18 protein-coding genes are annotated in these 25,656 nt (G+C 65.6%); 11 read left to right on the forward strand and 7 right to left on the reverse strand.

Annotated features, from left to right (window positions below; all coding sequences use genetic code 11):
* The first annotated feature begins 10 nt into the window (after positions 1-10).
* The 9 genes from ACVW16_RS06820 to garD all read left to right on the forward strand — a co-directional run bounded on the left by ACVW16_RS06820 (position 11) and on the right by garD (position 13,040).
* Complete coding sequence (locus tag ACVW16_RS06820) at positions 11-1,963, forward strand: hypothetical protein (RefSeq protein ID WP_456738715.1); 1,953 nt, start codon at positions 11-13, stop codon at positions 1,961-1,963.
* Positions 1,964-2,061: 98 nt separating this feature from the next.
* Positions 2,062-3,642 (forward strand): DUF1800 domain-containing protein, encoded by a 1,581-nt coding sequence (locus ACVW16_RS06825; RefSeq protein ID WP_456735690.1) that lies wholly within the window; start codon positions 2,062-2,064, stop codon positions 3,640-3,642.
* Positions 3,643-3,657: 15 nt separating this feature from the next.
* Complete coding sequence (locus ACVW16_RS06830; RefSeq protein ID WP_456735691.1) at positions 3,658-4,851, forward strand: DUF1501 domain-containing protein; 1,194 nt, start codon at positions 3,658-3,660, stop codon at positions 4,849-4,851.
* Positions 4,852-5,022: 171 nt separating this feature from the next.
* Positions 5,023-6,375: an MFS transporter gene (locus ACVW16_RS06835; protein WP_456735692.1), complete on the forward strand. Its 1,353-nt coding sequence runs from the start codon at positions 5,023-5,025 to the stop codon at positions 6,373-6,375.
* A gap of 127 nt (positions 6,376-6,502) precedes the next feature.
* The gene (locus ACVW16_RS06840) at positions 6,503-7,408 is read left to right on the forward strand and encodes a LysR substrate-binding domain-containing protein (RefSeq protein WP_456704559.1); all 906 of its coding nucleotides are present in this window, start codon (positions 6,503-6,505) and stop codon (positions 7,406-7,408) included.
* A gap of 128 nt (positions 7,409-7,536) precedes the next feature.
* Positions 7,537-8,481, forward strand: coding sequence for a 5-dehydro-4-deoxyglucarate dehydratase (kdgD, locus tag ACVW16_RS06845; RefSeq protein WP_456735693.1), 945 nt, complete (start codon positions 7,537-7,539; stop codon positions 8,479-8,481).
* Between the two features lie 26 nt (positions 8,482-8,507).
* A complete protein-coding gene (gene gudD, locus ACVW16_RS06850) occupies positions 8,508-9,866 on the forward strand; it encodes a glucarate dehydratase (RefSeq protein WP_456735694.1) in 1,359 nt (452 codons plus the stop codon).
* Between the two features lie 18 nt (positions 9,867-9,884).
* A complete protein-coding gene (locus ACVW16_RS06855) occupies positions 9,885-11,333 on the forward strand; it encodes an aldehyde dehydrogenase family protein (RefSeq protein WP_456735695.1) in 1,449 nt (482 codons plus the stop codon).
* 165 nt (positions 11,334-11,498) lie between these two features.
* Positions 11,499-13,040 carry a galactarate dehydratase gene (garD, locus tag ACVW16_RS06860; protein ID WP_456704563.1) on the forward strand — a complete coding sequence of 514 codons (1,542 nt, stop codon included), beginning with the start codon at positions 11,499-11,501 and terminating at the stop codon, positions 13,038-13,040.
* Between the two features lie 59 nt (positions 13,041-13,099).
* Here garD and ACVW16_RS06865 read toward each other — a convergent pair whose 3' ends face one another.
* Both ACVW16_RS06865 and ACVW16_RS06870 read right to left on the reverse strand, forming a co-directional pair.
* Positions 13,100-13,702: a DUF2147 domain-containing protein gene (locus ACVW16_RS06865; protein WP_456704564.1), complete on the reverse strand. Its 603-nt coding sequence runs from the start codon at positions 13,700-13,702 to the stop codon at positions 13,100-13,102.
* A 107-nt stretch (positions 13,703-13,809) separates the two neighbouring features.
* Positions 13,810-14,838, reverse strand: coding sequence for an NAD(P)/FAD-dependent oxidoreductase (locus ACVW16_RS06870; RefSeq protein ID WP_456738716.1), 1,029 nt, complete (start codon positions 14,836-14,838; stop codon positions 13,810-13,812).
* A 182-nt stretch (positions 14,839-15,020) separates the two neighbouring features.
* On the opposite strand from ACVW16_RS06870, the gene ACVW16_RS06875 reads away from it, so the two are divergent.
* Positions 15,021-15,488: an acyl-CoA thioesterase gene (locus tag ACVW16_RS06875; RefSeq protein WP_456704566.1), complete on the forward strand. Its 468-nt coding sequence runs from the start codon at positions 15,021-15,023 to the stop codon at positions 15,486-15,488.
* A gap of 10 nt (positions 15,489-15,498) precedes the next feature.
* On the opposite strand, the gene ACVW16_RS06880 is transcribed toward ACVW16_RS06875, so the two are convergent.
* Together ACVW16_RS06880 and ACVW16_RS06885 are read right to left on the reverse strand one after the other, a co-directional pair.
* Complete coding sequence (locus ACVW16_RS06880) at positions 15,499-15,819, reverse strand: 2Fe-2S iron-sulfur cluster-binding protein (protein WP_092228188.1); 321 nt, start codon at positions 15,817-15,819, stop codon at positions 15,499-15,501.
* A 176-nt stretch (positions 15,820-15,995) separates the two neighbouring features.
* Positions 15,996-16,370: an Hpt domain-containing protein gene (locus tag ACVW16_RS06885; RefSeq protein WP_456735696.1), complete on the reverse strand. Its 375-nt coding sequence runs from the start codon at positions 16,368-16,370 to the stop codon at positions 15,996-15,998.
* A 392-nt stretch (positions 16,371-16,762) separates the two neighbouring features.
* On the opposite strand from ACVW16_RS06885, the gene ACVW16_RS06890 reads away from it, so the two are divergent.
* Positions 16,763-22,609: an apolipoprotein A-IV repeat region-like domain-containing protein gene (locus ACVW16_RS06890; protein WP_456735697.1), complete on the forward strand. Its 5,847-nt coding sequence runs from the start codon at positions 16,763-16,765 to the stop codon at positions 22,607-22,609.
* Between the two features lie 129 nt (positions 22,610-22,738).
* Here the strand turns inward: ACVW16_RS06890 and ACVW16_RS06895 are convergent, their stop codons facing one another.
* Genes ACVW16_RS06895 through ACVW16_RS06905 form a run of 3 tightly spaced genes read right to left on the reverse strand, consistent with a single transcriptional unit; the run spans position 22,739 to position 25,576 of the window.
* Complete coding sequence (locus ACVW16_RS06895; RefSeq protein WP_456704569.1) at positions 22,739-23,641, reverse strand: MlaD family protein; 903 nt, start codon at positions 23,639-23,641, stop codon at positions 22,739-22,741.
* Positions 23,642-23,657: 16 nt separating this feature from the next.
* Positions 23,658-24,440 carry an ABC transporter ATP-binding protein gene (locus tag ACVW16_RS06900; RefSeq protein ID WP_456704570.1) on the reverse strand — a complete coding sequence of 261 codons (783 nt, stop codon included), beginning with the start codon at positions 24,438-24,440 and terminating at the stop codon, positions 23,658-23,660.
* Between the two features lie 2 nt (positions 24,441-24,442).
* Entirely contained in the window at positions 24,443-25,576 is a 1,134-nt protein-coding gene (locus ACVW16_RS06905; protein WP_456735698.1) for an MlaE family ABC transporter permease, read from the reverse strand.
* Positions 25,577-25,656 lie beyond the last annotated feature (80 nt).

Raw genomic sequence — 25,656 nt, forward strand, 5'->3', positions numbered from 1 at the left:
GACGCGGGCCATGATCCCTGTTTCCCTTCGTACTTTTCTTCTAGCCGCCCTGCTGCTGGCCGGGTCCCTCGCCGTTTTGCCGCCCCAACGCGCAGTCGCGCAGGATGCCGGGGCCATGCAGATCAATTGGGAGGTCCGCAACCGCTTCCGCCTGTTCCGCGAGGAGCGCGATTTCCTGTTGCATGTCGAGAATGCGCGTAACCGCAGCATCCTCGCCGCCGAGCAGTCTCTCGAGCTGCAGAGCGAGGGCCGCGGCTGGGCCCGGAACATGGTCAACCGCCTCTGCATCGACCTGCAGGGCCGGGTTAACCAGCCCTGTACCCGCGACAACGTCAAAGAGAACTACCTCACGCCGATCGACCACCCCATCACCGTACGCCTGGCCGGCGCGGTGCCGGTCGGGGCCACTTGCGCCTGGTCGTTCGACGACGGCGACGGGCCGCAGACCTCGACTTTCGACTGCGCCGAGCCGGTCAATCTGCGGGTCCGCTACGGCAAGCAGACGGTCGCGACCGTCGACGTTTCCTCCGGCTCCGATCCGACCCAGCGCATCCAGACCGAGATCCAGGTCCGCGACATCTTTATCGCCGGCCTTGGCGACAGCATCGCCTCCGGCGAAGGCAATCCGGACCGACCGCTGGCGCTATCCGACGAGGGTTTCTGCTTCCGCTCCTATCTCGGCACCGCTGGCACACAATATTACCGGCCGAGCCGCGCCGGCTTCAAGGGCGGCCGCGCCTGCGAGGCACCGGACACGCTCGGCAACTGGCAACGTTTCGGCGCGCTGTGGTTCAACTCGCCCTGCCACCGCTCTCTCTACAGCTATCAGGCCCGCACGGCGCTCGCGCTCGCGGTGCGCTACACCCATATCGCCGTGACCTATCTGCCGCTCGCCTGCACCGGCGCCAGCATCAGCGACGGGCTGCTCGGCTCGCAGCGCGCCCGCGAATGCCCGCCCGGCAAGAGCGGCGTCTGCAACACCAGCGTGAATGCCCAGGTCGCCGAGCTGCGCGAAGCGCTGACCGCGGCGAAGAAGCGGCAGCCGGATCGCAATCTCGATCTCGTGCTGCTCTCGATCGGGGCCAATGACGTCTACTTTTCCGGCCTGGTCGCCGACGTCATCGTCGAGACCGCGACCGAGCGCGCGCTGTTCCGCCGCTCCGGCGTGATGGCGAGCGTCGACGAATCCCGCGACGCGCTACAACGCGAGCTGCCGCAGAATTTCGTCAAGCTGCGCGAGGCGCTGAAACCGCTGGTCGGCGGCGATCTCTCGCACGTGGTCTACGTCTCCTACGCCAACCCGGCCCTTGCCGACGGCGGCGTGCCCTGCCGCGGCGGCCGCGCCGGTTTCGACATCCATCCCGCCTTCAACGCCGACCCACAGCGCCTCGCCCGCGTCTCGACTTTCGTCGACACCGAGTTCCTGCCGCAACTGAAGGGGCTGGCCACCTGCACGCGGGGCGCGCTGTGCCGTGATCCCGAGGCCGACCGTATGACCTTCGTCGATGCGCACCAGTCCGCATTCGCCGATCACGGATTTTGTGCTCACTCCGGCAACGATCCCGAGTTCGACCGCACTTGCTTTGCCGAGAACGGAGAGAGCTTCAACCCTGACATCGTCAGCGCGGCGAGCCAGCCGATGGTGTGCGGCCGCGGCGCGTCGGAGTACCGCGCCTATCTGCCGCGCGCACGCTGGATTCGCGACGCCAACGACAGCTATTTCGCGGCGATGACCTATCCGCAGGGGTTGCCGGCGGCGAGCCAGCCGACCGACATCCACGACGCGACCTGGGGCGTGCTCTCGGCCGTCTATGGCGGCGCCGTGCATCCGAGTGCCGAAGGCCATGCCGCGATGGCGGATGCCACTCTCCCGGCCGCAAGCTCCGTGCTGGGGCTGGACGCCGTGCCGCCCGGCTTCACGCGCAGCCTCTTGGCTCCGCTCCTGCCGGGCGCGCAGAAGTAGGAAACCGGAAACAGCGCACTGTCGCCGCTCGCTGGAATTTGATGGCACTACCGTGAATTGAGTCCATTCCATTCAGGGCAGGTTCAGCCGCACCGCGCATGATATGCACGCGTCATGGGACGGGACCTATCGTGGATAGCAGAAGCGCATATCGTCGGCTGCAATGGTCGCGCATCGCGGCGCTCGTGGCGTTAGCCACAGGCCTGACACCGAACATCTCCCGTGCCGACGATCTCAATCCGCACGATCTCGCTCTGCTCGATCGGCTGAGCTTCGGTGTCAGCACCTCGAGTGCCGCACACATGCAGGGGATGGGTGCGGAACGCTGGCTGCAGGAGCAATTGCACCCGGCCGGCAACCCTCCCTTGCCCGACGCGGCCAAGGCGCAGATCGAGGCGATGCCCGACGTCCACAGCTTCCCGTTCGACATTGCGGTCGCCTTCGAGCAGCAGTCCAAGAGCGCCAGCCAGGTCATCGACCCCGAGCAGAAGAAAGCGGCGCAGCAGGTGTTCCAGCAGGCGATGAACGATCGCGCCAAGCAGGCGGCGGCGCGCACCATCCTGCGCGCGCTCTACGCGCCCGACCAGCTGCGCGAGCGCATGGTCTGGTTCTGGTTCAATCATTTCAACGTCCACCAGTACAAATCGAATCTGCGCGTGCTGGTCGGCGACTACGTCGATCATGCCCTTCGTCCCAACTCGCTGGGCAAGTTTCACGACCTGCTCGCGGCGACCGTTCGTCATCCCGCGATGCTGCGCTATCTCGACAATGCCGACAACGCGGCGGGCCATCTGAACGAGAACTACGCCCGCGAGATCATGGAGCTGCACACCATGGGCGTCGGCTCCGGCTACACCCAGGCCGACGTGGAAGCGCTGGCGAAGATCCTCACGGGCGTCGGCATCGACACCAAGCCGGAAGACCCGAAGCTCAAGCCGGAATTGCAATCCCAGCTCGTGCGCGAGGGCGCCTTCGAGTTCAACCCGTCCCGTCACGATTACAGCGACAAGGCCTTCCTCGGTCACACCATCAAGGGCCGTGGGCTCGCCGAGGTCGACGAGGCCATTGACATCCTGGTCCACCATCCCGCGACCGCAAATCATGTATCGCGCAAGATCGCGACCTATTTCGTCTCCGACAATCCGCCGGAAGCGCTGGTACAGCGGATGGCGCAGACCTTCAAATCCACTGGCGGCGACATTGCCGCGATACTCGCCACGATGGTCCATTCACCCGAATTCGAGGCCGCGCTGAAGCCGGGCACGCGCTTCAAGGATCCCGTGCAATACGTGCTTTCGGCGGTCCGTCTCGCCTATGACGACCGGGTCATATTGAACACGGCGCCGATCCAGGGCTGGATCAATCGCCTCGGCGAAGGCCTGTTCAACCACGAGACGCCGGACGGCTACCCGCTGACCTCGGCGTCGTGGAACGGCCCCGGTCAGATGATGGTTCGCTTCGAGATCGCACGCCAGATCGGATCCGGATCGTCCGGCCTGTTCAAATCCGACGGGCCGAATCCGGTCGAGTTGCCCGCGTTCCCGCAACTGCAGAACGCGCTCTACTTCAACGGCCTTCGCAAGACTCTCGGCCCCGCAACGCTGGCATCGCTCGACAGGGCGATCTCACCGCAGGACTGGAACACGCTGTTCCTGTCGTCACCGGAATTCATGCACTGAGCACGGGAGATTGCCATGAACCGTCGCGAGCTGATCAAGACCTTTGCCGCCCTCGCTCCGCTCACCGTGGCAGGCCGCGTCTGGGCAGCGCCCGCGACCGATGCCCGCATGCTGGTCGTGTTCTTGCGCGGCGCCTATGACGCGGCGAATGTCGTCGTGCCGGTATCGAGTGATTTCTACCGTGTCTCGCGACCAACGCTCGCCATCGCCAGGCCCGATGTCGGCAACCCCAACGCGGCGCTGGCGCTCGACGCCGATTGGGGACTGCATCCGGCCCTGCGCGACAGCATCTATCCGCTCTGGGCCAGGCGCGAGATCGCCTTCATTCCGTTCGCCGGGACCAGCGACGATCTGACCCGGAGCCATTTCGAGACCCAGGACACGATCGAACTCGGCCAGTCCGCGGGGGGGACGCGCGACTATCGTTCCGGCTTCATGAGCCGGCTCGCAGGCGAGCTGACGCGGGTCAAGCCGATTGCGTTCACCGACCAGCTTCCGCTCATCTTCCGAGGCAAGTCGCAGGTGCCGAACACTGGGATCAGCAACGTCGGCAAGCCCGGCGTCGACGATCGTCAGGCCGATCTGATCAAGAAGATGTACGTCCAGTCCAACCTGGCGGCCTCGGTGTCGGAGGGTTTTCGCGTACGCGACGACGTCTATCGCTCGGTCTCCGAAGAGATGAATGCCGCCAACCGCGGCGCCGTCTCGCCGCGCGGTTTCGAATTATCGGCACGGCGCATCGGCCGATTGATGCGCGAGCAGTTCAATCTTGGTTTCGTCGACGTTGGCGGCTGGGACACGCATGTCAACCAGGGCGCCGCCAACGGCTATCTCGCCGACCGGCTCGGCGAGCTCGGACGCGCCCTCGTCGGCTTCTCCGAGGAGGTCGGGCCGACGGCGTGGCGCGATACGGTGGTGGTCGTCATCTCCGAATTCGGCCGCACCTTCCGGGAAAACGGGGACCGCGGCACCGATCACGGTCATGGCAGCGTCTATTGGGTGCTCGGTGGCGGCATCAACGGCGGCCGCATTCTCGGCGAGCAGGTCAAGGTCGAGCAGCCGCATCTGTTCCAGAACCGCGACTATCCGGTTCTGACCGACTATCGCGCGCTGTTTGCAGATCTGTTCGGCCACGTCTTCGGTCTCGGCAACGACAGCATCCAGCGCATCTTCACCGGCGTGCACCCGACGAACCTGGCATTGGTATAGCCAGCCCGGACGAGACCCATTCGGCGTGCTCGCACCGGGACGGCCACCGGCCTGCCGTTCCATCAATTTAAAAACGGCATCAATCGATACTCCCTTGAACTTGGACACTTTCCCGCGCGCGCCTCTAGGAGTCGCCGTGAGGAAACATTTCAAGGTCCAAGGAGGCGCACGATGAGCGCAGTGGTGTCCGCGACGGACGTGAGGAGGTCTCGCGTCAGGCTGTTCATCGTGACCATGCTGTTCCTGGTCACGACCGTCAATTACGCCGACCGCGCCACGCTCTCGATCGCCGGCTCCGCGCTGTCCAGGGAGCTCCGTCTCGATCCCGTCGCCATGGGCTGGATCTTCTCGGCGTTCGGCTGGTCCTATGTCGTCGCGCAGGTACCAGGCGGCTGGCTGCTCGACCGTTACGGCTCACGCCTCGTCTATGCCTTCAGCATCATCGTCTGGTCCCTGTTCACGATGATGCAGGGCTGGATCGGCTTCCTCAGCGCCGGCGCTGCCGTCGTCGTGCTGTTTGCGCTTCGGCTTCTCGTCGGCGTCGCGGAAGCGCCGTCCTTCCCTGCCAACGCCCGCATCGTCGCGGCCTGGTTTCCCGGCAACGAGCGCGGCACCGCATCGGCCTTCTTCAATTCGGGGCAATATTTCGCCACCGTGATCTTCGCACCGCTGATGGGCTGGATCGCCCATGACTACGGCTGGCGCTACGTGTTCTCAGTGATGGGCGGGCTCGGCATCATCATGGGCCTCGTCTGGATCAAGACCGTCTACAGTCCGAAGGAGCATCCCTCGATCAACGAGGCCGAGTTCGATTACATCAAGGAAGGTGGCGCGCTGGTCGATCTCGATGCGCCCAAGAACGATCTGAAGGACGCGCGAGCGGCGAACTCCGGCCCGAAATGGGACCATATCCGCCAATTGCTCTCCAATCGCATGATGATCGGCGTCTATCTCGGCCAGTACTGCATCAACACGCTGACTTACTTCTTCCTGACCTGGTTTCCGGTGTACCTGGTCAAGGAGCGCGGCCTGTCGATCCTGCAGGCCGGCTTCGTGGCGACGCTGCCGGCGCTCTGCGGCTTCATCGGCGGCGTGCTCGGCGGGGTCATTTCCGACGCCATCCTGCGCAAGTCCGGTTCGCTGACCATGGCGCGCAAGATCCCGATCGTCGGAGGAATGCTGCTGTCGATGTCGATCATCGCCTGCAACTATGTCGACGGCCAGGCGCTGGTGGTCGGCTTCATGGCGCTCGCCTTCTTCGGCAAGGGCATCGGCGCGCTCGGCTGGGCTGTTGTCTCCGACACCTCGCCCAAGGAGGCCGGCGGCGTCTCCGGCGGCCTGTTCAACTCCTTCGGCAACCTCTCCTCCATCACCACGCCCATCGTGATCGGCTACATCGTGGCCGCGACCGGCTCGTTCAACGGGGCTCTGGTGTTCGTCGGCATCAACGCGCTGGTGGCTGCGGTCGCCTATCTCGTGGTCGTCGGCAAGATCGAGCGGGTGGTGCTCAAACGCTCCTCCTGAGCGCTCCGAGTCATCGGAGTGGGACAGGCAACTCAACGGCGGCTCTAAAAGGCCGCCGTCTTTGTTTTGGGGATGATCGATGCTAGAAGTGCCGGGGAAACGCCTTATTCATCTAAGACATGTATCGATGTTCGACCTCAACCAGCTCCGCTGTTTCGTCACGGTGGCGGAAGAACTGCATTTCGGCCGCGCCGCCGCGCGGCTGAACATGACTCAGCCGCCGCTGTCGCGGCAAATCCAGGTGCTCGAGCACATCATCGACGCGCCGCTGCTGGAGCGCACCAGCCGCTCGGTGCGCCTGACCCCGGCCGGCCGCAGCTTCCTCCCCGAGGCCCGCCGCATCCTGAAGCTTGCGGAAAGCGCCTCGCAGGTTGCCCGCCGCATCGCGCTCGGCAAGACCGGCTCGCTCAAGATCGGCTTTACCGCGGCCGCCGCCTACGGCTTCCTGCCCGAACTGGTCGCGGCCTGCCGTGCCAAGCTGCCGGAGGTCGATTTCTCGCTGAAGGAAATGGTCTCCGGCGACCAGTTCGAGGCGCTGACCTCGGGCCAGATCGACGCCGGCCTGCTGCGGCCGCCGATCGCGCGGCCCGAGGTTGCCAGCCGCCGCGTCGTCGCCGAGCCCCTGCTCGCCGCGATCCCGAAGAAGCATCCGCTGGCCAATGCCGACAGCATCACGATCAAGGATTTCGACGGCCAGCCCTTCGTGATGTATTCGCCCTATGAGAGCCGCTATTTCCACGATCTGCTGGTGGCGCTGTTCACCCGCGCCGACATCCTGCCGCGCTACGTCCAGCACCTCAGCCAGATCCACTCGATCCTCGCGATGGTGCGCGCCGGCCTTGGCCTCGCCATCGTGCCGGCCGCCGCCGCCGGGCTGAAAATCTCCGATGTCCGGCTGCGTCCCCTGAAGCTGCGCACCCGCGTTCCGGTCGAGCTTTTCATGGTGTGGCGCCGCGACGACGAGAATCCGCTGCTGTCCGCGCTGGTCAAAATCGCGAGCGAATTGTCCTCCGCGGACGTCATGGAAGATTGATGCTGAATCCGTATCAGTTGATATAGGCTTTGGCTTGGACGCGCATCGAACCGTCTCCTAAACACCAGCGCATGGACGCGCGGATTTCACTTGCGTCCCCGACAACACGAGAGCAGGGAGCAGCGCCCGTGAGCAAGATGACCCCGCAGGAAATGGCCCAGAAGATCGGTTCCGGCCTCCTGTCCTTCCCCGTCACGCCGTTCAAGGCAGACTATTCGTTCGACGAAGCGACCTACCGCGCCAACATGGATTGGCTGTGCGGCTATGACGTTGCAGGCCTGTTCGCCGCCGGCGGCACCGGCGAGTTCTTCTCGCTGACCCCGACCGAAGTGCCCGCCGTCATCAAGGTCGCCGTCGACGAGACCAAGGGCCGCGTGCCCGTGCTCGCCGGCACCGGCTATGGCACTGCCATCGCCCGCGAGATCGCAATCGGCGCGGAAAAGGCCGGCGCCGACGGCCTGCTGCTGCTGCCGCCTTATCTGACCCATTCCGAGCAGGAAGGCCTTGCCGCCCACGTCGAGGCCGTCTGCGCCTCCGTGAAGATCGGCGTCATCGTCTATAACCGCGACAATGCCATCCTCCAGCCCGACACGCTCGCCCGCCTCGCCGAGCGCTGCCCGAACCTCGTCGGCTACAAGGACGGCATCGGCGACATCGAGCTGATGACGCGCGTTTACACCAAGCTCGGCGACCGCCTCACTTATGTCGGCGGCCTGCCGACCGCCGAGACCTTCGCGCTGCCCTATCTCGACATGGGCGTGACGACGTACTCGTCGGCCGTATTCAACTTCGTGCCTGAGTTCGCCACCAAGTTCTACGCCGCGGTGCGCAGCCGCGATCACGCGACCATCCGCGCCGGCTTGAAGAATTTCATCCTGCCGCTGATCGAGATCCGCAACCGCAAGAAGGGCTATGCGGTCTCGATCATCAAGGCCGGCATGAAGGTGATCGGCCGCGATTCCGGCCCGGTCCGCTCGCCGCTGACCGATCTCACCGAGCAGGAGATGGCGGAACTGGCCGCGCTGGTGAGGAACCTGCCTGCCGCAGGATCGACACAACAGGCCGCAGAATAACTCGAGGATGCAGGGAGGAGCGTGCAATGGCCCAGACTGAGATCTCCGGGGTGCCGATCCCCGGCGCGCCGGTCGTCGCAACGATGCAGGTGATCCCGGTCGCAGGCCGCGACAGCATGCTCCTCAATTTGAGCGGGGCGCATGCACCGTTCTTCACCCGTAACATCGTCATCCTCACCGACAATGCCGGCCACACCGGCGTCGGCGAGGTGCCAGGCGGGCAGAAGATCTGGCAGACGCTGCAGGACGCCAGGGATCTCGTGATCGGCAAGACCGTCGGCGCGATGAACAACATCCTCGCCGACGTCAGGACGACCTTTGCCGACCGGGATGCCGGCGGCCGCGGCAAGCAGACCTTCGATCTGCGCGTGATGATCCACGCCGTCACTGCGATCGAATCCGCCCTGCTCGATCTGCTCGGCCAGCATCTCAATCTGCCGGTCGCAGCGCTCCTCGGCGAAGGCCAGCAGCGCAAGAGCGTCGAGACGCTCGGCTATCTCTTCTTCGTCGGTGACCGGAACAAGTCCAAGCTCGACTACGTCAAGGGCGAGACCGGCAAGCCCGACTGGTTCAACCTTCGCCATCAGGAGGCAATGACGCCGGAGGCGGTGGTACGGCTGGCGGAAGCCACGCAGGACCATTACGGCTTTGCCGATTTCAAGCTCAAGGGCGGCGTGCTCCGCGGCGAGCAGGAGATCGAGGCGGTCACGGCCATCGCCAGGCGCTTCCCCAATGCCCGCGTCACGCTGGATCCGAACGGCGCCTGGTCGCTCGATGAGGCCATCGGCCTCTGCAAGAACATGCACGGCATCCTCGCCTATGCCGAGGATCCCTGCGGCGCCGAGGCCGGCTTCTCCGGTCGGGAGATCATGGCCGAGTTCCGCCGCGCCACCGGCCTTCCCACTGCGACCAACATGATCGCGACCGACTGGCGTCAGCTCAGCCATGCGCTGCGGCTCGGTGCGGTGGACATTCCGCTCGCCGACCCCCATTTCTGGACCATGCAAGGCTCAGTGCGCGTTGCCCAGACCTGCCGTGACAACGGCTTGACTTGGGGCTCGCACTCCAACAACCATTTCGACATCTCGCTCGCGATGTTCACCCATGTCGGCGCGGCCGCCCCCGGCAAGGTCACTGCGATCGACACCCACTGGATCTGGCAGGATGGCCAGGCACTGACGAAGGAGCCGCTCCGGATCAAGGGCGGCAGGATCGCGGTCCCGGATCGTCCGGGCCTCGGCATCGAGATCGACCGTGCGGCCATCGAGGCCGCGCATGAACTCTACAAGCAGCATGGACTCGGCGCCCGAGATGATGCCATGGCCATGCAGGACCTGATCCCCGGCTGGACGTTTGACGACAAGCGGCCCTGCCTCGTGCGTTAAATAACTCTGGAGGAAGAGATGACTGCGATCCTGAAAAACTTCATCGGCGGTGAATGGGTCGACGGCTCCGGCGTCACCAAGAACATCAACCCCTCCAACACCAACGACCTCGTCGGCGAATATGCCAAGGCCGACAAGGCGCAGACCGAGAAGGCGATCGCGGCAGCGAAAGCCGCCTTCCCCGCCTGGGCGCAGTCGACGCCGCAAGTGCGCTACGATGCACTGAACAAGATCTCCACCGAAATCCTCGCCCGCAAGGAAGAGCTCGGCCGCCTGCTCGCCCGCGAGGAAGGCAAGACGCTGCCCGAGGGTATCGGCGAGGTCGCCCGCGCCGGCCAGATCTTCGCGTTCTTCGCCGGCGAAGCCCTTCGTCTGATCGGCGAGAAGGGCGCGTCCGTCCGTCCCGGCATCGACGTCGAGCTCACGCGAGAGCCGGTCGGCGTCATCGGCATGATCACGCCCTGGAATTTTCCGATCGCCATCCCGGCCTGGAAGATTGCGCCCGCGCTCTGCTACGGCAACACGGTGGTGTTCAAGCCGGCCGAGTTGGTGCCCGGCTCGGGACACGCGCTCGCCGAGATCATCACCCGCTCAGGCCTTCCGGCCGGCGTGTTCAACCTCGTGGTCGGCTCCGGCTCCGTGGTCGGCCAGACCCTGCTCGACCATCCCGATGTGGCCGCGATCTCTTTCACCGGCTCGGTGCAAACCGGCCGCAAGATCGCGCAGGCCTGCGTGCTCTCCAACCCGATGAAGAAATTCCAGCTGGAGATGGGCGGCAAGAATCCGCTGGTCGTGCTCGATGACGCCGACCTGAAGACTGCTGTCGAAGTCGCCGTCAACGGCGCCTACTTCTCGACCGGTCAGCGCTGCACGGCATCGTCTCGGCTGATCGTCACCGAAGGCATCCATGACCGCTTCGTTGCCGCGGTGGCCGAGCGCCTGAACAGCCTCTCGGTGGACGACGCGCTCAAGGCCGGCGTGCATATCGGCCCCGTGGTCGACCAGAGCCAGCTGGACCAGGACCTGCGCTACATCAAGATCGGTCAGGACGAGGGCGCCAGGCTCGCCTTCGGCGGCGAGCTGCTCAAGCGCGACAACCCCGGCCACTACCTGCAACCGGCGCTGTTCACCGAAGCCAACAACAACATGCGCATCGCGCGCGAGGAGATATTCGGGCCCGTCGCCGCCGTCATCCGCGCCAAGAACTACGAGGAAGCGCTGGCGATCTCCAACGACACCGAGTTCGGCCTCGCCTCCGGCATCTGCACATCAAGCCTGAAATACGCCTCGCACTACAAGCGCAACAGCGAGTCCGGCATGGTGATGGTCAATCTGCCCACCGCCGGCGTCGACTATCACGTGCCGTTCGGCGGCCGGAAGGGCTCGAGCTACGGCGCCCGCGAGCAGGGCTCCTACGCACGCGAGTTCTATACGACGGTGAAGACCGCCTATACCTATCCGGGTTGACGGGCCACGATCGCAGGGTGGGTTGGCGCAGCGGCTGCGCAAAGCGCGGTCCGCCGGCGTAACCGACCTCTTCTGCTTCCGCGGACAGAGACCTTGGTGGGTTACGCCCTGCGATTGCGCTCCGCGCAATCGCAGGGCTAGCCACCCTACACTTTGGAGTCCTCCATGGACCAGGACGTCGCAGCGAAAGAGCAGCCCCGCTACATCAAGCTCAACGAGCGCGACAATGTCGCGATCGTCGTCAATGATTTCGGGCTCCCTGCCGGCTCCCGCTTCGCGTGCGGGCTGACGCTGCGTGCCTTTGTGCCGCAAGGGCACAAGACCGCTCTGGTCGACATCGCGCAGGACGCGCCGATCATCCGCTACGGTGAGGTGATCGGCTACGCGCTCTCGCCGATTCTGGCCGGTGAGTGGGTGGATGAGGCGCGCATCCGCATGCCTGAGGCCCCTGCCCTCGACAAGCTCGAAATCTCCACCGCCGTTCCCGCACCGCTGCCGCCGCTCGAAGGTTTCACCTTCGAGGGCTTTCGCAATCCGGACGGATCCGTCGGCACCAAGAACATCCTCGGCATCTCCTCCTCGGTGCAATGCGTCAAGGGCACGATGGAATATGCGGTGAAGCGCATCCGCGCCGAGCTGCTGCCGAACTATCCGAACGTCGACGACGTCGTGCCATTGACGCATGCTTATGGCTGCGGCGTCGCCATCACCGCGCCCGATGCCGTCGTGCCGATCCGCACGCTGCAAAACCTCGCGCTCAATCCGAATTTCGGCGGCGAGATTCTGGTCATCAGCTTGGGATGTGAAAAACTCGCGCCCGAACGGCTGGTGCCGGAGGGCGTCAGCGATGCCATCGTCCGCATGCAGGACGAAGCCTTCGACGGATTTGGCGCGATCGTCGATGCCATCATGACGCAAGCCGAGGCCCGCCTGAAGATCCTCGACAAACGCACCCGCGAGACCTGCCCCGCGTCCGATCTCGTGGTCGGCCTGCAATGCGGCGGCAGCGACGCTTTCTCGGGCGTCACTGCGAACCCCGCGCTCGGCTTCGCCGCCGACCTCTTGGTGCGCGCCGGCGCCACCGTGATGTTCTCGGAAGTGACGGAGGTGCGCGACGCCATCCAGCTCCTCACCCGCCGCGCCATCAACGAAGACGTCGGCCGGGCGCTGGTGCGCGAGATGGCCTGGTACGATTCATATCTCGCCCGTGGCGGCGCCGATCGCAGCGCCAACACAACCCCCGGCAACAAGAAGGGCGGCCTCGCCAACATCGTCGAAAAATCTCTCGGCTCGATCGTCAAATCAGGCTCATCAGCGATCACCGGCGTGCTCTCGCCCGGCCAGAAGGCGACGCAGAAGGGCATGCTGTTCGCGGCAACGCCGGCGTCAGACTTCATCTGCGGCACGCTCCAGCTCGCCTCCGGCATGACCTTGCAGGTGTTCACCACCGGCCGCGGCACGCCCTATGGCCTGGCGGCCGCGCCCGTGATCAAGGTCGCAACCCGCACCGAGCTGGCGCGCCGCTGGAAGGATTTGATCGATTTCGACGCAGGCGGCATCGCCACCGGCGCAAAGACCATCGAGGAAACCGGCTGGGACCTCTTCCGCCTGATCCTCGAGGTTGCCTCCGGCCGCACCAAGCCGTGGTCGGATCGCTGGGGCATCCACAACGACCTCACGCTGTTCAATCCGGCGCCGGTGACCTGAGCGCCCGACACCGCGTCCGTCCAGGGCGAACAGGTGCCTCGAAGGCTCGGCCGGGCGGCCTACTTCTTCGCCGCTGGCGCCATCATCATCGCGCCGCCCTTCTTGACCGCGGGTGCGGCCTTCGGCGCGGGCGCGGCGGCCTGCGCGGGGAGATATTTGGCGATGATCGCGGGATCGACCTCGGCCATGCTGGAATCCGGCAGGCGCTGCCAGGTCTCGTCCTTGCCGAACAGAGAGATGCCGAGGAAGCCGCGCATGGTCAGGACCTGACCGTCCGGACTCACCGTCATCTTGGCCTTCCAGATGTTGCCGTCGCGCGGATTGACGACGTTGCCGCCTTCATATTTCAACCCGTCACGCTTCATGTCGCGGATGAAAGAGAGCCCGAGCACCGGCTGATTCTTGCGATCGTCCGTGCACTTCGCGCAAACCTCGCTCGGATTGTCGCCGGGGCGCGGAAACGTCTTGGCAATCACGCCTTCGAAAATGCCGTTATGGTCGATGAAGAGGAACCAGCCCACGGGCTTGCCGTCCTCGACCTTCTGCCACAAGCCCGCAGCCGTCGGCTGCTGTGCGGCAGCCTTCCCTGTTGCGCCGAGCGACAGCACGAGACCCAGCGTAAGCAGCGAGAGCAGCCGAAAGCTGGAAACGAGATTCCGCATTATGATCACCTTGCTAAGCCGCCACTGCAATGGCCGCAGACTACGGCGATTTCGCGAACGGTTCCAGCACCAGAAACATGGGACGCTCGGCCCCGTTCGCGCCGCGGTCAGTTGACACCGAGTTTCTTTTGCAGGCTCGAGGATGAGGTCGTGTACTGGAACACGAGCCGCTTCTCCGGATAGACGTAGCGGTGGGCTTTTTGCGACATCAGCGCGCCTTCGTGGAAGCCGCACAGGATCAGCTTGATCTTGCCCGGATAGGTGTTGATGTCGCCGATGGCGAAGATGCCCGGCACGTTGGTTTCGAATGCCGACGTCTCGACCGGCACCAGATTGTTCTCGAGCGCAATGCCCCAATTCGCGACCGGACCGAGCTTCATGGTCAGGCCGAAGAACGGCAGCATGGCGTCGCAGGCAATATCGCTGACGGCGTTGTCGTTGCCCTTGACGGTGGCGCCGGTCAGCTTGCCGTCGGCGCCGGAGAGCGCGGTGACCTGACCGAGCCGCAGATCCATCTTGCCGTCGGCGACCAGCGCGCGCATCTGCTCGACGCTGTGAGGGGCAGCGCGAAAATCGTCACGACGGTGCAAGAGCGTGATGCGCTTGGCGACCGGATGCAGATTGAGCGTCCAGTCGAGCGCGGAATCGCCGCCCCCGACGATCAGCACGTTCTTGTCGCGGAACGTTTCCATCTTGCGCACGGCGTAGTGCACCGAGGTGCCTTCATAGACTTCGATACCCGGCACCGGCGGACGCTTGGGCTGGAACGAGCCGCCGCCGGCCGCGATCACCACGACCTTGCATTCGAACACCTTGCCCGCGTCGGTGGTGCAGCGAAACAGGGGATCGCCGATCTTTTCGACGGTCTCGACCATCTCGCCGAGATGGAAGGTCGGATGGAACGGCTTGATCTGCTCCATCAGCGCGTCGGTGAGACCTTGCCCCGATACCTGCGGAATGCCGGGAATGTCGTAGATCGGCTTTTCCGGATAGAGCTCGGCGCACTGGCCGCCGACCTTGTCGAGGATGTCGATGAAGTGCGCCTTCATGTCGAGAAGGCCAAGCTCGAAGGCGGCGAACAGACCGCAAGGGCCGGCGCCAATAATCAGCACGTCGGTTTTGATCACGTCGCTCATGTCGTCTCTTTATCGGTCATTATCGGTTGGACGGCGCCCGGCGGGCCGAGGTGACCCTGCCTGTCTAGCCAACGGGAATGGATCAGGGAAGGCATAAAAGCGGGAGCGCACCGCAAGCACACCCACTTGCCGGGTCAAAATAACTGGGCTGTAACGAGGCTGGATATGACGGAGATCATCAGGTGAACGCACCAAGCCGCCTCGATACGACGCCACGCCTCGAGGACTTCCCGTTTCGCCTCAGCGACAACGTCCGCTTCGGCGATCTCGACCCGAACCAGCACGTCAACAACGCGGTCTATGCCACCTATTTCGAGACCGGCCGCGTCACGCTGATGAAGAGTCCGGAGTACGGGCTGACACCGCCGGGCCTCGCCTGGATCATGGTGCGGCTCGACATCCATTTCCGCGCCGAGCTGCACTGGCCGAACACGATCGAGCTCGGCCTCGGCGTGGTGAAGCTCGGGCGCACGTCGGTGACCTTCGAGCAGGTCGTGTTTTCGGAAGGGAAGTGCATCGCTTCGGCGACCTCGGTCGGCGTCTTGCTCGACGAGGCGACGCGCCGGCCAGCACCGCTGACTGCGGAAGTGGTCGAGAAATTCAGGCCCTGGCACAAGCGCGGCATCGAGGTCGCGCCGCCGCGCACTTGAGCAGCAAGGATCAGGCCTGACGTTCCGGCGTGCCCACCACGAGCCCGTCGAGTTCGTCGGAGACCTTGATCTGGCATGACAGGCGCGAGTTCGGGCGCACGTCGAAGCCGAAGTCGAGCATGTCCTCTTCCATCGGCGTCGGGCTGCCGACCTTCTCGCGCCAGGCTTCGTCGACATAGACATGGCAGGTCGCGCAGGCGCAGGCGCCGCCGCACTCGGCCTCGATGCCGGGAATGCTGTTACGGATGGCGGCTTCCATCACGGTCGCGCCGTTCTCGATTTCCACCGTGCGGGTTTCGCCCTTGTGGTCGACAAAGTGAATTTTGGCCATTGTGCTCGTGCTGCCGCGATCTGGGGAAAAGGAGGTTCGGGTTGTCCTATAACGGGTCGATCCGGACCGCGCCATAGCGTTTTCAAGCGAAGTGGATACCGGTTCGCGGGCGGAAAATGCGTCGAAACACAAGACGGGTGTGTGCGCAGCCCGGACCGGCTCCGGCGAGATCCGGCTCAGTGCTTGAGCATCGCGGCAATAGCCGCGCGAACCTCGGCGACCGCCTCTTTCAGCGCGGCGAGGGCGTGGGGCTGATTCTGGCCGATCCGGATCGCGGTCTCCAGGCTGGCGGCCGCATCGGCGACCGCAAAGGCGCCGATCCCGCGTGCCGAGCCCTTGAGCTTGTGCGCAAGCGCCCCGGTCTCGGCCGGCAACGCCGTCATCGCGGCGATCAGGCGGACCGCCTGCTCTGCGAACATTGCAAGCACTTCCTGCTCGATCTCGGAATCGCCCAGCGTCATGCGCGAGAGATGGTCGAGATCGAGGGGGCTGTCGAAGGGCGCAAGCGGCGGCGAGGGCATCCAGTCCATCCGTTGCAGTTCAGGCATCATGGCGCAGGCCCCGGCATCGCGCGATAGTCCGCCGGTCCGGCGGTTCCGACCACCGAAGCATGGAAATGGTTAACGAAGCGTTTCGGCCGATTTACGCAAAACCGCCCGTTTAATGACGAAAAGTTGCCGCAATCGGCTGAGTCCGGTGGAGAATTTCATTTAGGGCTAAGGCGTTACGGCCTTTTCCTGTTAACGATGATTAAGAATGTCTTAATCGCGGGCATTTCATTCGCGACGCTCTGCCAATAGGATGTTGCGGAAATTGGCGGACAAGCCGTCCGGGTGGGGACGGCTTGGAGATCCGCCCAAGCGGCATGATCCGGTCTGTGGGCTTGCGTAGCGCGCAGGGCTCGCGGGGGAACGCGTAAAAGTAACGAGGGCTCGGACTGAACATGGCCAATACTCCCAAAAAGGTCAAAGACCCCACAGAAGTTGCGCTTTCTGCGATCCAGGAAGCCCTCAACATCAGCGACACGGCTGCCGATACCAGCCGCAACGCCTCGATGCGCAACGAAACGGCGCCGCCGGTCCCACCGCCCGCGCCCCCCGTGTTCGACGGCGAGCCCGCCTTCGAGCCGCGGCCTGCCGCCAACGAGCGCGCCGTGTTCGATCCGATCGAGGAACCGCGCACCTCGCGCCGCGCCGCCAACGACGACCGCGCGACCATCGGCCAGCTGCTCCAATCGCTGCAAACGGGCCGCCCCGCGCGCAACATCTACACCGGCGCGACCATCTTCACCGTGATCTGGCTCGCCGCCTGTGCCGCCCTGACGGTCGGCTTCCTGCCCTCGATCCGGGCCGCCATGGGCGAGAGCGGCGGCGTGCTGGCGATCGCCGGCCTCGTCACCATGTTCTTCGCGCCGATCATGCTGTTCTACTTCCTCGCCAGCCTGGTCTGGCGCGGCCAGCAGATGAGCCAGGTCGCGCAGGCGATGGCGCAGGTTGCGATCCGCTTCTCCGAGCCGGAAGGTTCGGCGTCGGATTCCATGGTCACGGTCGGTCAGGCCATCCGCCGCGAGGTCGCGGCAATGGGCGACGGCATCGAGCGCGCCATCGCGCGGGCAGGCGAACTCGAAACACTCGTCGCAAACGAGGTCGCCGCGCTCGAACGCGCCTATTCCGACAACGAGGTCCGCATCCGCGCCCTGCTCCAGGACATCGCGCATCAGCGCGACAACCTGGTCGGCCAGGCCGAGCAGGTCCGCAGCGCCATTTCCGGCGTGCAGATCGACCTTCGTCACGACATCGCGCTGATCTCGGACGCGATCGCCTCTCGCGTCGACGAGGTCGCGAAATCCATCACCGGCGCGCTGGAAGAGCGCGGCGCTCACATCACGGGCGCCCTGAGCCACGCCGGCGACAACATGATCCTCGCGCTGGGCGAGCGCGGCGGCGACCTGCTCGACCGGCTCGAGGAAGCCAGCGCCGAGACCACGCGCGCGGTGCTCGACGCCAGCGAGCGACTGACCACCAGCCTCAACTTCAAGACCGGCCACGTCCACGACGAGTTCGTCGACCTCGCCGACCGCGTCCACGAGATGCTGAACGAACGCATCGACCGCATCACCGGCGAGTTCGAGCAGCGTTCCGCCGCGATCGTCGACGGCATCTCCGAGCGCACCGAGCAGGTGCACGACAGCCTGAAGAACTCGTCGGACTCGCTGCTGCTCGAGCTCGAGCTGCGCTCCAACGACATCTCCGCCAAGATCGACGACGCCGGCAACCGCCTCGCCGGCCAGATCATGACCTCGGGCGACAAGGCGAGCGAGGCGCTCGACGCCACCGTCAACACGCTGGTCGCCAAGGTCGTCAGCCAGACCGAGACCGCGCACGATTCGCTGTCGCTGCAGATGAGCGCGTTCGACGAGCTGGTGAAGAACCAGGGGTCCGAGCTGGTCGAGAAGTTCGCCCGCGATTCCGGCACCCTGGGTGCCCTGATCACGCGCCACATCTCCGAATTCGACCGCACCGTGAAGACCTTCGGCGGCGAGATCGTCGAGCGCTTGGGCCAGCGCACCCAGGACATCCACGAGTCGCTGAAGACCTATGTCGATAATTTCGACACTCGCTTCACCTCGAACGGCGGCGCCATCACGGCCGTGCTCGACGAGCGCCTGGTGCAGTTCGAGACCACGATCGGCGAACGCGTCGCCAATCTGGACGCCTCGCTGAATGACAAGATCGCCAGCCTCGACGGCACCATCGAAGGCCACATCAAGACGTTCGACCAGCAGCTCGGCGGGCGCGTCGGCGCGCTCGAGCAGTCGTTCGACGCGCGTGCGAAGTCGGTAACCGAAACCATCGACGAACGCCTCAACACGCTCTCGACGTCGCTGACCGATGGTGCGGCCCAGGCGATCCAGTCGGTTGATACGCGCTTGACGCATCTCACGACGACGCTCACCGGCGGCGCGGCGCAGGCGCTCGAATCCATCGATGGCCGCCTCACCCACCTCACGACGACGCTGACCGAGGGCGCCTCGCAGACGATCCAGGCAATCGATACGCGCCTGACGCATCTGACGACGACGTTCAACAGCGGTGCATCGCAGGCGCTGGAGTCCGTGGACAGCCGCCTCAGCTATCTGACGAGCGCCTTGACCAGCGGCGCCTCGCAGGCGGTGCAGTCGATCGACACCCGCCTCACCCTGCTTACCTCGACGCTCACGGACGGTACGGCGCAGGCGATCGAGGCAGTCGACCGCCGCATTACCAGCGTCGCCGACCTCATCGACGGCCGCAGCATGCACCTGACCGACACGGTCACGGCGCGCTTCCAGGACATCCAGCAGGCGATCGAAACCAAGGTCGGTTCGGTCGCGAGCGACATCGACGTCCGCGTGGCGCAGTTCGAAGACCTGCTCGGCTCGCGTGTCGAGGCCGTCGCCGGCCGCATCGAAAGCAGCGGCCGCCAGGCCAGCGAGGACATGATGTCCCGGGCCGAGATGATCTCGACCGCGATCCGCTCGCATGTCGAAGACGCCGAGCGTTCGCTCACCAATCTCGTGGTCAACACCAGCGAGACGATCCAGACCGGTGCGCGCACCGCGCAGCAGTCGCTCATGACCGTCTCCTCCGACGTCAACGCCCAGCTCAAGATGACCTCCGCCGAGGTCGAGCGCGCGCTGACCGCCGTCGGCACGGGTGCCGCGAACTCGATCCTGACCAGCGCCCGCGAAGCGCAGTCGTCCCTCGTCGCCGCCTCGGGCGATGCCGCCAACCAGATCAAGGGGCTCGCGGCCGACGTCGAGCGCACTCTGTCCGCGGCCGGCTCGGCCACCGCGGCCTCGATCCTGGCCGGCGCCCGCGAGGTGCAGACCACGCTCGTCAGCGCCTCCTCGGATGCGGCCAACCACGTCAAGTCGCTCACCGCCGACGTGCAGCGCTCGCTGTCGATGGCCGGCACCTCCACGGCGGAAGCGATCACGGCCGGCGCCCGCGACGCGCAGGGCATGCTGATCACGGCCTCGACCGAGACCGCCAACCAGATCAAGGCGTTGTCCTCCGACGTGCAGCGCTCGCTCTCGATGGCCGGCACCTCGACCGCCGAGACCATCATGACGGGCGCGCGCGAGGCCCAGAGCACGCTCGTCGCCGGATCTGCGGATGCGGCAAACCAGGTCAAGGCTCTTACCGCCGACGTGCAGCGGTCGCTCTCCATGGCTGGCACATCGACAGCAGAGAGCATCCTGGGCGGCGCCCGCGAGGCGCAGAGCACCCTGGTCAACGCGTCCGCGGAGGCGGCGAGCCAGGTCAAGTCGCTCGCGGCCGAAGTGCACCGCTCGCTTTCGCAGGTCGGCCAGACCACGGCCGAGACGATCACGGCCAGCGCCCGCGACGCCCAGAGCACCCTGCTCGCGGTTTCGGCGGAACAGACCGGCCAGGTCCGCTCGCTCGCAGCCGAAATGCAGCGCGCGCTGGCGACCGCCGGCGGAGCCACCATCGAGGCGCTCACCAGCGGCGTGCGCGAGGCCCAGGGCACGCTCATCACCGCCTCGACCGACGCGGCGAGCCAGATCAAGTCGCTGACGACGGACATCGAGCGTACCCTGACCTCGGTCGGCGCCGACACCGCCTCCACCATCCTCAACAGCGCACGCGAGGCCCAGACCTCGCTGACCTCGACCTCGGCGGACGCCGCAAGCCAGATCCGCATGATCTCGACCGAGATCGAGCGCGCGCTGAGCACGGCCACGGCGAATGCGACCAACGACATCCAGACCAGCGCGCTCAACGCCCAGAACGCCCTGATCTCCGCCTCCAACGAGGCGAGCTCGCGGGTCAAGTCGAGCTCGGCCGACGTCGAGCGCTCGGTGCTCGCCGCCAGTTCCAGCTTCGGCCAGGCCATGACCGGCAAGACGGACGAGATCGTCACCTATGTGCAGCAGCAGGCCGACCGCCTCTCGAACATGATCGACGCCAAGCGCGGCTCGCTCGTCGACGCGATCGGCTCGAAGACCAGCCAGCTCACGCTCGACATCGACCGCGTCACCTCCGACGCGCTGAAGTCGATCGAGACGCGCGGCCAGGCCTTCTCGCAGACCATGATGGGCAACGGCAACGAAGTCGCCCGCACCATCAACGCGGCGAGCGAGATCGCGACCGGCGCGGTCAGCAAGTCGCTCAAGGACCTCGAGTCGGCCTCGCGCGCGGCGATCGACCAGTCGCGTCAGGTCTCGATCGCGGCCGTCACCGAGATGCAGGAGACCAGCAAGATCCTGCGCACCGACACGGTCGCGCTGTTCGAGCGCCTGCGCGAAGGCAACATCCTGCTCCAGGAGGTGCTGACCGGTGCGCACGACAACCTGAACTCGCTCGAGCGGGCGCTGGTGACGCGCGTTGCCGACTTCGTGTCGGCGATGAACGACGTCACCTCGCGCAACGGTGCTGCGACGCAGAACCTCGAAGACCAGCTCAACGTGTTCAACAGCAAGACCACCCGGGCGCTGCAGGATCTCGGCGAGCTGTCGACCCAGTTCGACGCACACGGCAAGGCGCTGGTCGATGCCGCTCAGGTCGTCGAGCAGAGCAACAAGAACACCACCGCCTCGCTTGCCGAACGCAAGGCGGCGTTGGAATCGCTCGTCACCACCATCGACCTGCGGACCGCCGATCTCGACCAGCGCCTGTCGCGCTTCACCGGGCTGCTCGACGAGTCGCTCGCTGCAGCCGAAGAGCGTGCGCGCGACATCGCCCGCGTGGTCGCCGAGACCGCCGGCGCAGGTTCGGCCGCGATCACCCGCCAGTTCGAGGCAGTGCGGGCCGCCTCCGAAGAGGAGCACCGGCAGACCCTCGACGCCATGCACGACATCTACCGCCAAACCACCGACGAGGCGGATGCGATGTTCAAGCAGTCGACCGAGAAGTTCAGCAACCTCGTCTCCAGCATGAAGCAGATGGCCTTGGAGATGCACAACGAGCTCGAGGCCACCCGCAACGAACTGCGCCGCGGCGTGCTCGAGATGCCACAGGAGGCCGCCGAGAGCACCGCGCAGATGCGCAAGGTGATCGTCGACCAGATCGAGGCGCTCGCCGAGCTCAACCGCATCGTGGCCCAGCACGGCCGCGGCCTCGACGTCACCACGACGGGCCGTGCGTCCGTCGCCGTCCAGCGGCAGGAAGAGCCGGTGATGGCGACTGCAGCTCGCGGCACCGAGACCCGCATGCGCGACACCGGCAGTGCCTCGACGCTGCCGCCGCCGGACCTCGGCATGCCCGCCGCCTCGCGCCGCGCCGAGGCTCCGCCGGTCGCCCCCGGCGGCAACGACCAGGGCCGCGACGGCTGGCTGTCGGACCTGTTGAACCGCACCGATGCCAACCCGCCTGCTCCGGCCGGCCGTGAGGCTCCGCGCGTCCGCCAGGCTGCGCCTGCTCCGCTGCCGCAGGCCGCGCAGAGCAGCGGCAATCCGCTGGAATCGCTGTCGCTCGACATCGGCCGGCTGATGGACCGCAATCTCGCCGCCGAGATGTGGGACCGCTACCAGCGCGGCGAGAACAAGGCCTTTACCAAGCGCCTGTACACGCCCGCCGGCCAGAAGGCGTTCGACGAGGTCGCCCGCAAGTACCGCGCCGATCGCAACTTCAAGGGCACGGTGGACCGCTACATCAGCGAGTTCGAACGCCTGCTCGACGAGGTCGCCAGCGATGGCCGTGGCCCGCAGGAGCTGCGCAGCCACCTGACCTCGGAGACGGGTCTGGTCTACACCCTGCTCGCGCATGCGGCGGGACGGTTGGGGTAAGACGCGACCCCCAGCGAATAGCGAATGCAAACGGAGGCCTCACGGCCTCCGTTTTCGTTTCAGCCCGTCATTGCAAGGCGAGCAAAGAACCCGGATTGGGGTCATGGCCCGAGGTCCGCCGATGAAACTCTACTGCCGCCTGCCACTCGCGGCCGGCGCCGGCTTCGCCGGTTCGGCCGGCGGCGGCGCCGGTTGTGCGCTGCTGTTGCTGGCGCCGAACAGCACGCGGGTCGGGTTGCGGTCGAAATTGTTCACGGCGCGGCTGATGTCGCCGAGGGTGCGACGGCCGTCCGTCATCAGCGCGCCGGAGCGCTTGTCGAAATCCTCGGCGAGCTCGCGGATCGATTTGACCGTCAGGAACAGCTCGCCGCCATCCTTGCCGCCGGCAAGGGTGTTGAGGCCGAGCATGAGGTTGTCGGCCTTGAGCATCACACCGTCGGCCTTGAGAATCACGCCGTCGACCTTGGCCATCACGCCGTCGATCTTCTCGGAGTTGCGCGCGAGCGAGTTGGTGAAGGTCTCCAGATTTTTCAGCGAGTTCTTCACCGACTCCTGATTGTCGGCAACGATCTTGTTGATGTTCTGCAGCGTGCCGCGGATCGCCTCGGTGACGTCCTGGAGCTTGTTCGGATCGGCCGTCAGCGTCGGAATGCCGTCCTCGTCGAGCGGCGGCGGCGGTGCGGCTTCCTCGCCGCCCTTGAGCGAGATCGCGGCGACGCCGGTCAGGCCCTGGAATTCGAGGCCGACCAGAGTGTCCTTGCGCAGCGGCGTGTTGTTCTCGATCATGGCGAGCGCGACGACCCGCCGCGGATTGTCGAGCTTCACCGAGACCACCTCGCCGACCCGGATACCGTTGAAGTTGACGCTGCCGCCGTTGCGCAGGCCCGCGGCCGGTCCCTCGAACACGACGCGGAAGGGCATCCGCTGCTTGGTGGTGTGCAGCGACTGGAACCACAGCACGAAGCCGATCGCAGCTGCGATCACCGCCAGCGTGAAGGATCCGATCAATACGTAGTTCGCCCGCGTTTCCATCAGGTGCTCCGGCTACTCAACTCATTACCGCGCGGGCGCGCTTGCCATGGAAATATTGCCTCAGCCAGGGATGCTGCGAGGCCTGCATGTCGGCAATCGACCCTGCCGCAATGATCTTGCCGTTCCCCAGGACGGCGATGCGGTCGCAAGCTGTGTAAAGGCTGTCGAGGTCGTGGGTTACCATGAAAACCGTCAGTCCCAAAGTCCGCTGCAGCGTCCTGACCAGCTCGTCGAAGTCCCCGGCGCCGATCGGATCCAGGCCCGAGGTCGGCTCGTCGAGAAAGACGAGATCGGGATCGAGCGACAACGCGCGGGCCAGCGCGACACGTTTGATCATGCCGCCTGAGAGCTCCGACGGAAAACGCTCGGCCACTTCGGGCTTGAGACCGACCATGGCGAGCTTGGCCATGGTGATCTCGTCCATCAGCCGCTGCGACACCCGCAGATATTCGCGCATCGGAAACTGGATGTTCTGCCGCACGGTGAGCGAGGAGAACAGCGCGCCCTGCTGGAACAGCACGCCCCAGCGCCGCTCGACGTTGCGGCGCTGCGACGTATTGGAGGAATCCAGATCGACGCCGAACACTTCGATCGAGCCTGCGACCTTCGGCACCAGGCCGATGATCGTGCGGGTCAGCACCGACTTGCCGGCGCCTGAAGGACCGACAAAGCCCAAAATCTCGCCGCGCTTGACGTCGAGGTCGAGACCATCGAGCACACGTGTCGCGCCGAACTGCACGGTGATGTCGCGAACGCGGATGATGGGGTTCTGAATTTCGTTTTGAGTTTCTTGCGCCATCGTCACATCCCGATCGAGGCGAAGAAGATCGCGAACACGCCGTCCATGACGATGACGAAGAAGATGCCCTTCACCACGGAGGCCGTGGTGTGCTGTCCGAGCGATTCCGCGCTGCCTTGCACCGCAAGTCCCTCGACGCAGGCGACGATGCCGATCACCGCGGCCATCACGGGCGCCTTCACCATGCCGACGATGAAATGGTCGATCGAGATGGCATCGCGCAGGCGCAGCAGGAACGCTTCGGGATCGACGCCGCCATAGAGCCAGGCGACGAGGCCGCCGCCATAGAGCGCGGCCATGGCGCCGAGAAAGGCGAGGATCGGCAGCGCCAGCACCAGCGCCAGCATGCGCGGCAGCACCAGCACCTCGATCGGGTCGAAGCCCATGGTGCGCAGCGCGTCGATCTCCTCACGCATCTTCATCGAGCCGAGCTCGGCAGTGTAGGCACTGCCCGAGCGGCCCGCGACCATGATCGCGACCAGGAGCACGCCGATCTCGCGCAAGACCAGCACCCCGAGCATGTCGACGACGAAGATGTCGGCGCCGAAGCGGCGGAAATGGAAGATGCCCTGCTGGGCGATGATGCAGCCGATCAGGAAGGTGATCAGCACGATGATCGGCACCGCGCGCCAGCAAACCTGCTCCAGATGGTGCACGGTCGAGGTCAGGCGGAACGAGCGCGGATGGATCAGCACATGTGCGCCCGCCGCGAGCACCGCACCCAGCATGTCGACCAGGCTCGCGATGGTGCCGCCAAGGCCCGCGACGCCGCGGCCGATCTGTTCCAGCATGCCGGTGATGGTGATCGCGGAGGTTTCGACCACCGGGGTCGCCCGGACCCGGCGCACCTCGTCGACGAGGCTCGCATAGTTCGCGGACAGCCCCGCGATCTGGGCCTCGACGGCGCCTTTGGTCAGGCTGCGGCGCAGCCGCTCGATCAGCCAGGCGCCGAACGTGTCGAGCTTGGCGACCTCGGAGACGTCGATGAAAATGCTTTGCGGGCCGCCGGCAAGTTTCTCGGCGTCGGCCACCATCCGCTCCAGGACCGGCGCGAAGCTCGCGGTCCAGGTTCCGGTGGCGCAGAGGGCCAGCTCGTTGCCTTTGGCAATCCGTTCCAGCTTCGGATCGCCGCTCAAGGTATCCGCTCCCATACCAGGGCGGAGGAAATCAGATCGTTGCGCACGCGCCCTTACCCAGAAAAGGTATCCCCAACTGG

The sequence above is a fragment of the Bradyrhizobium sp. USDA 4474 genome (assembly GCF_054057515.1).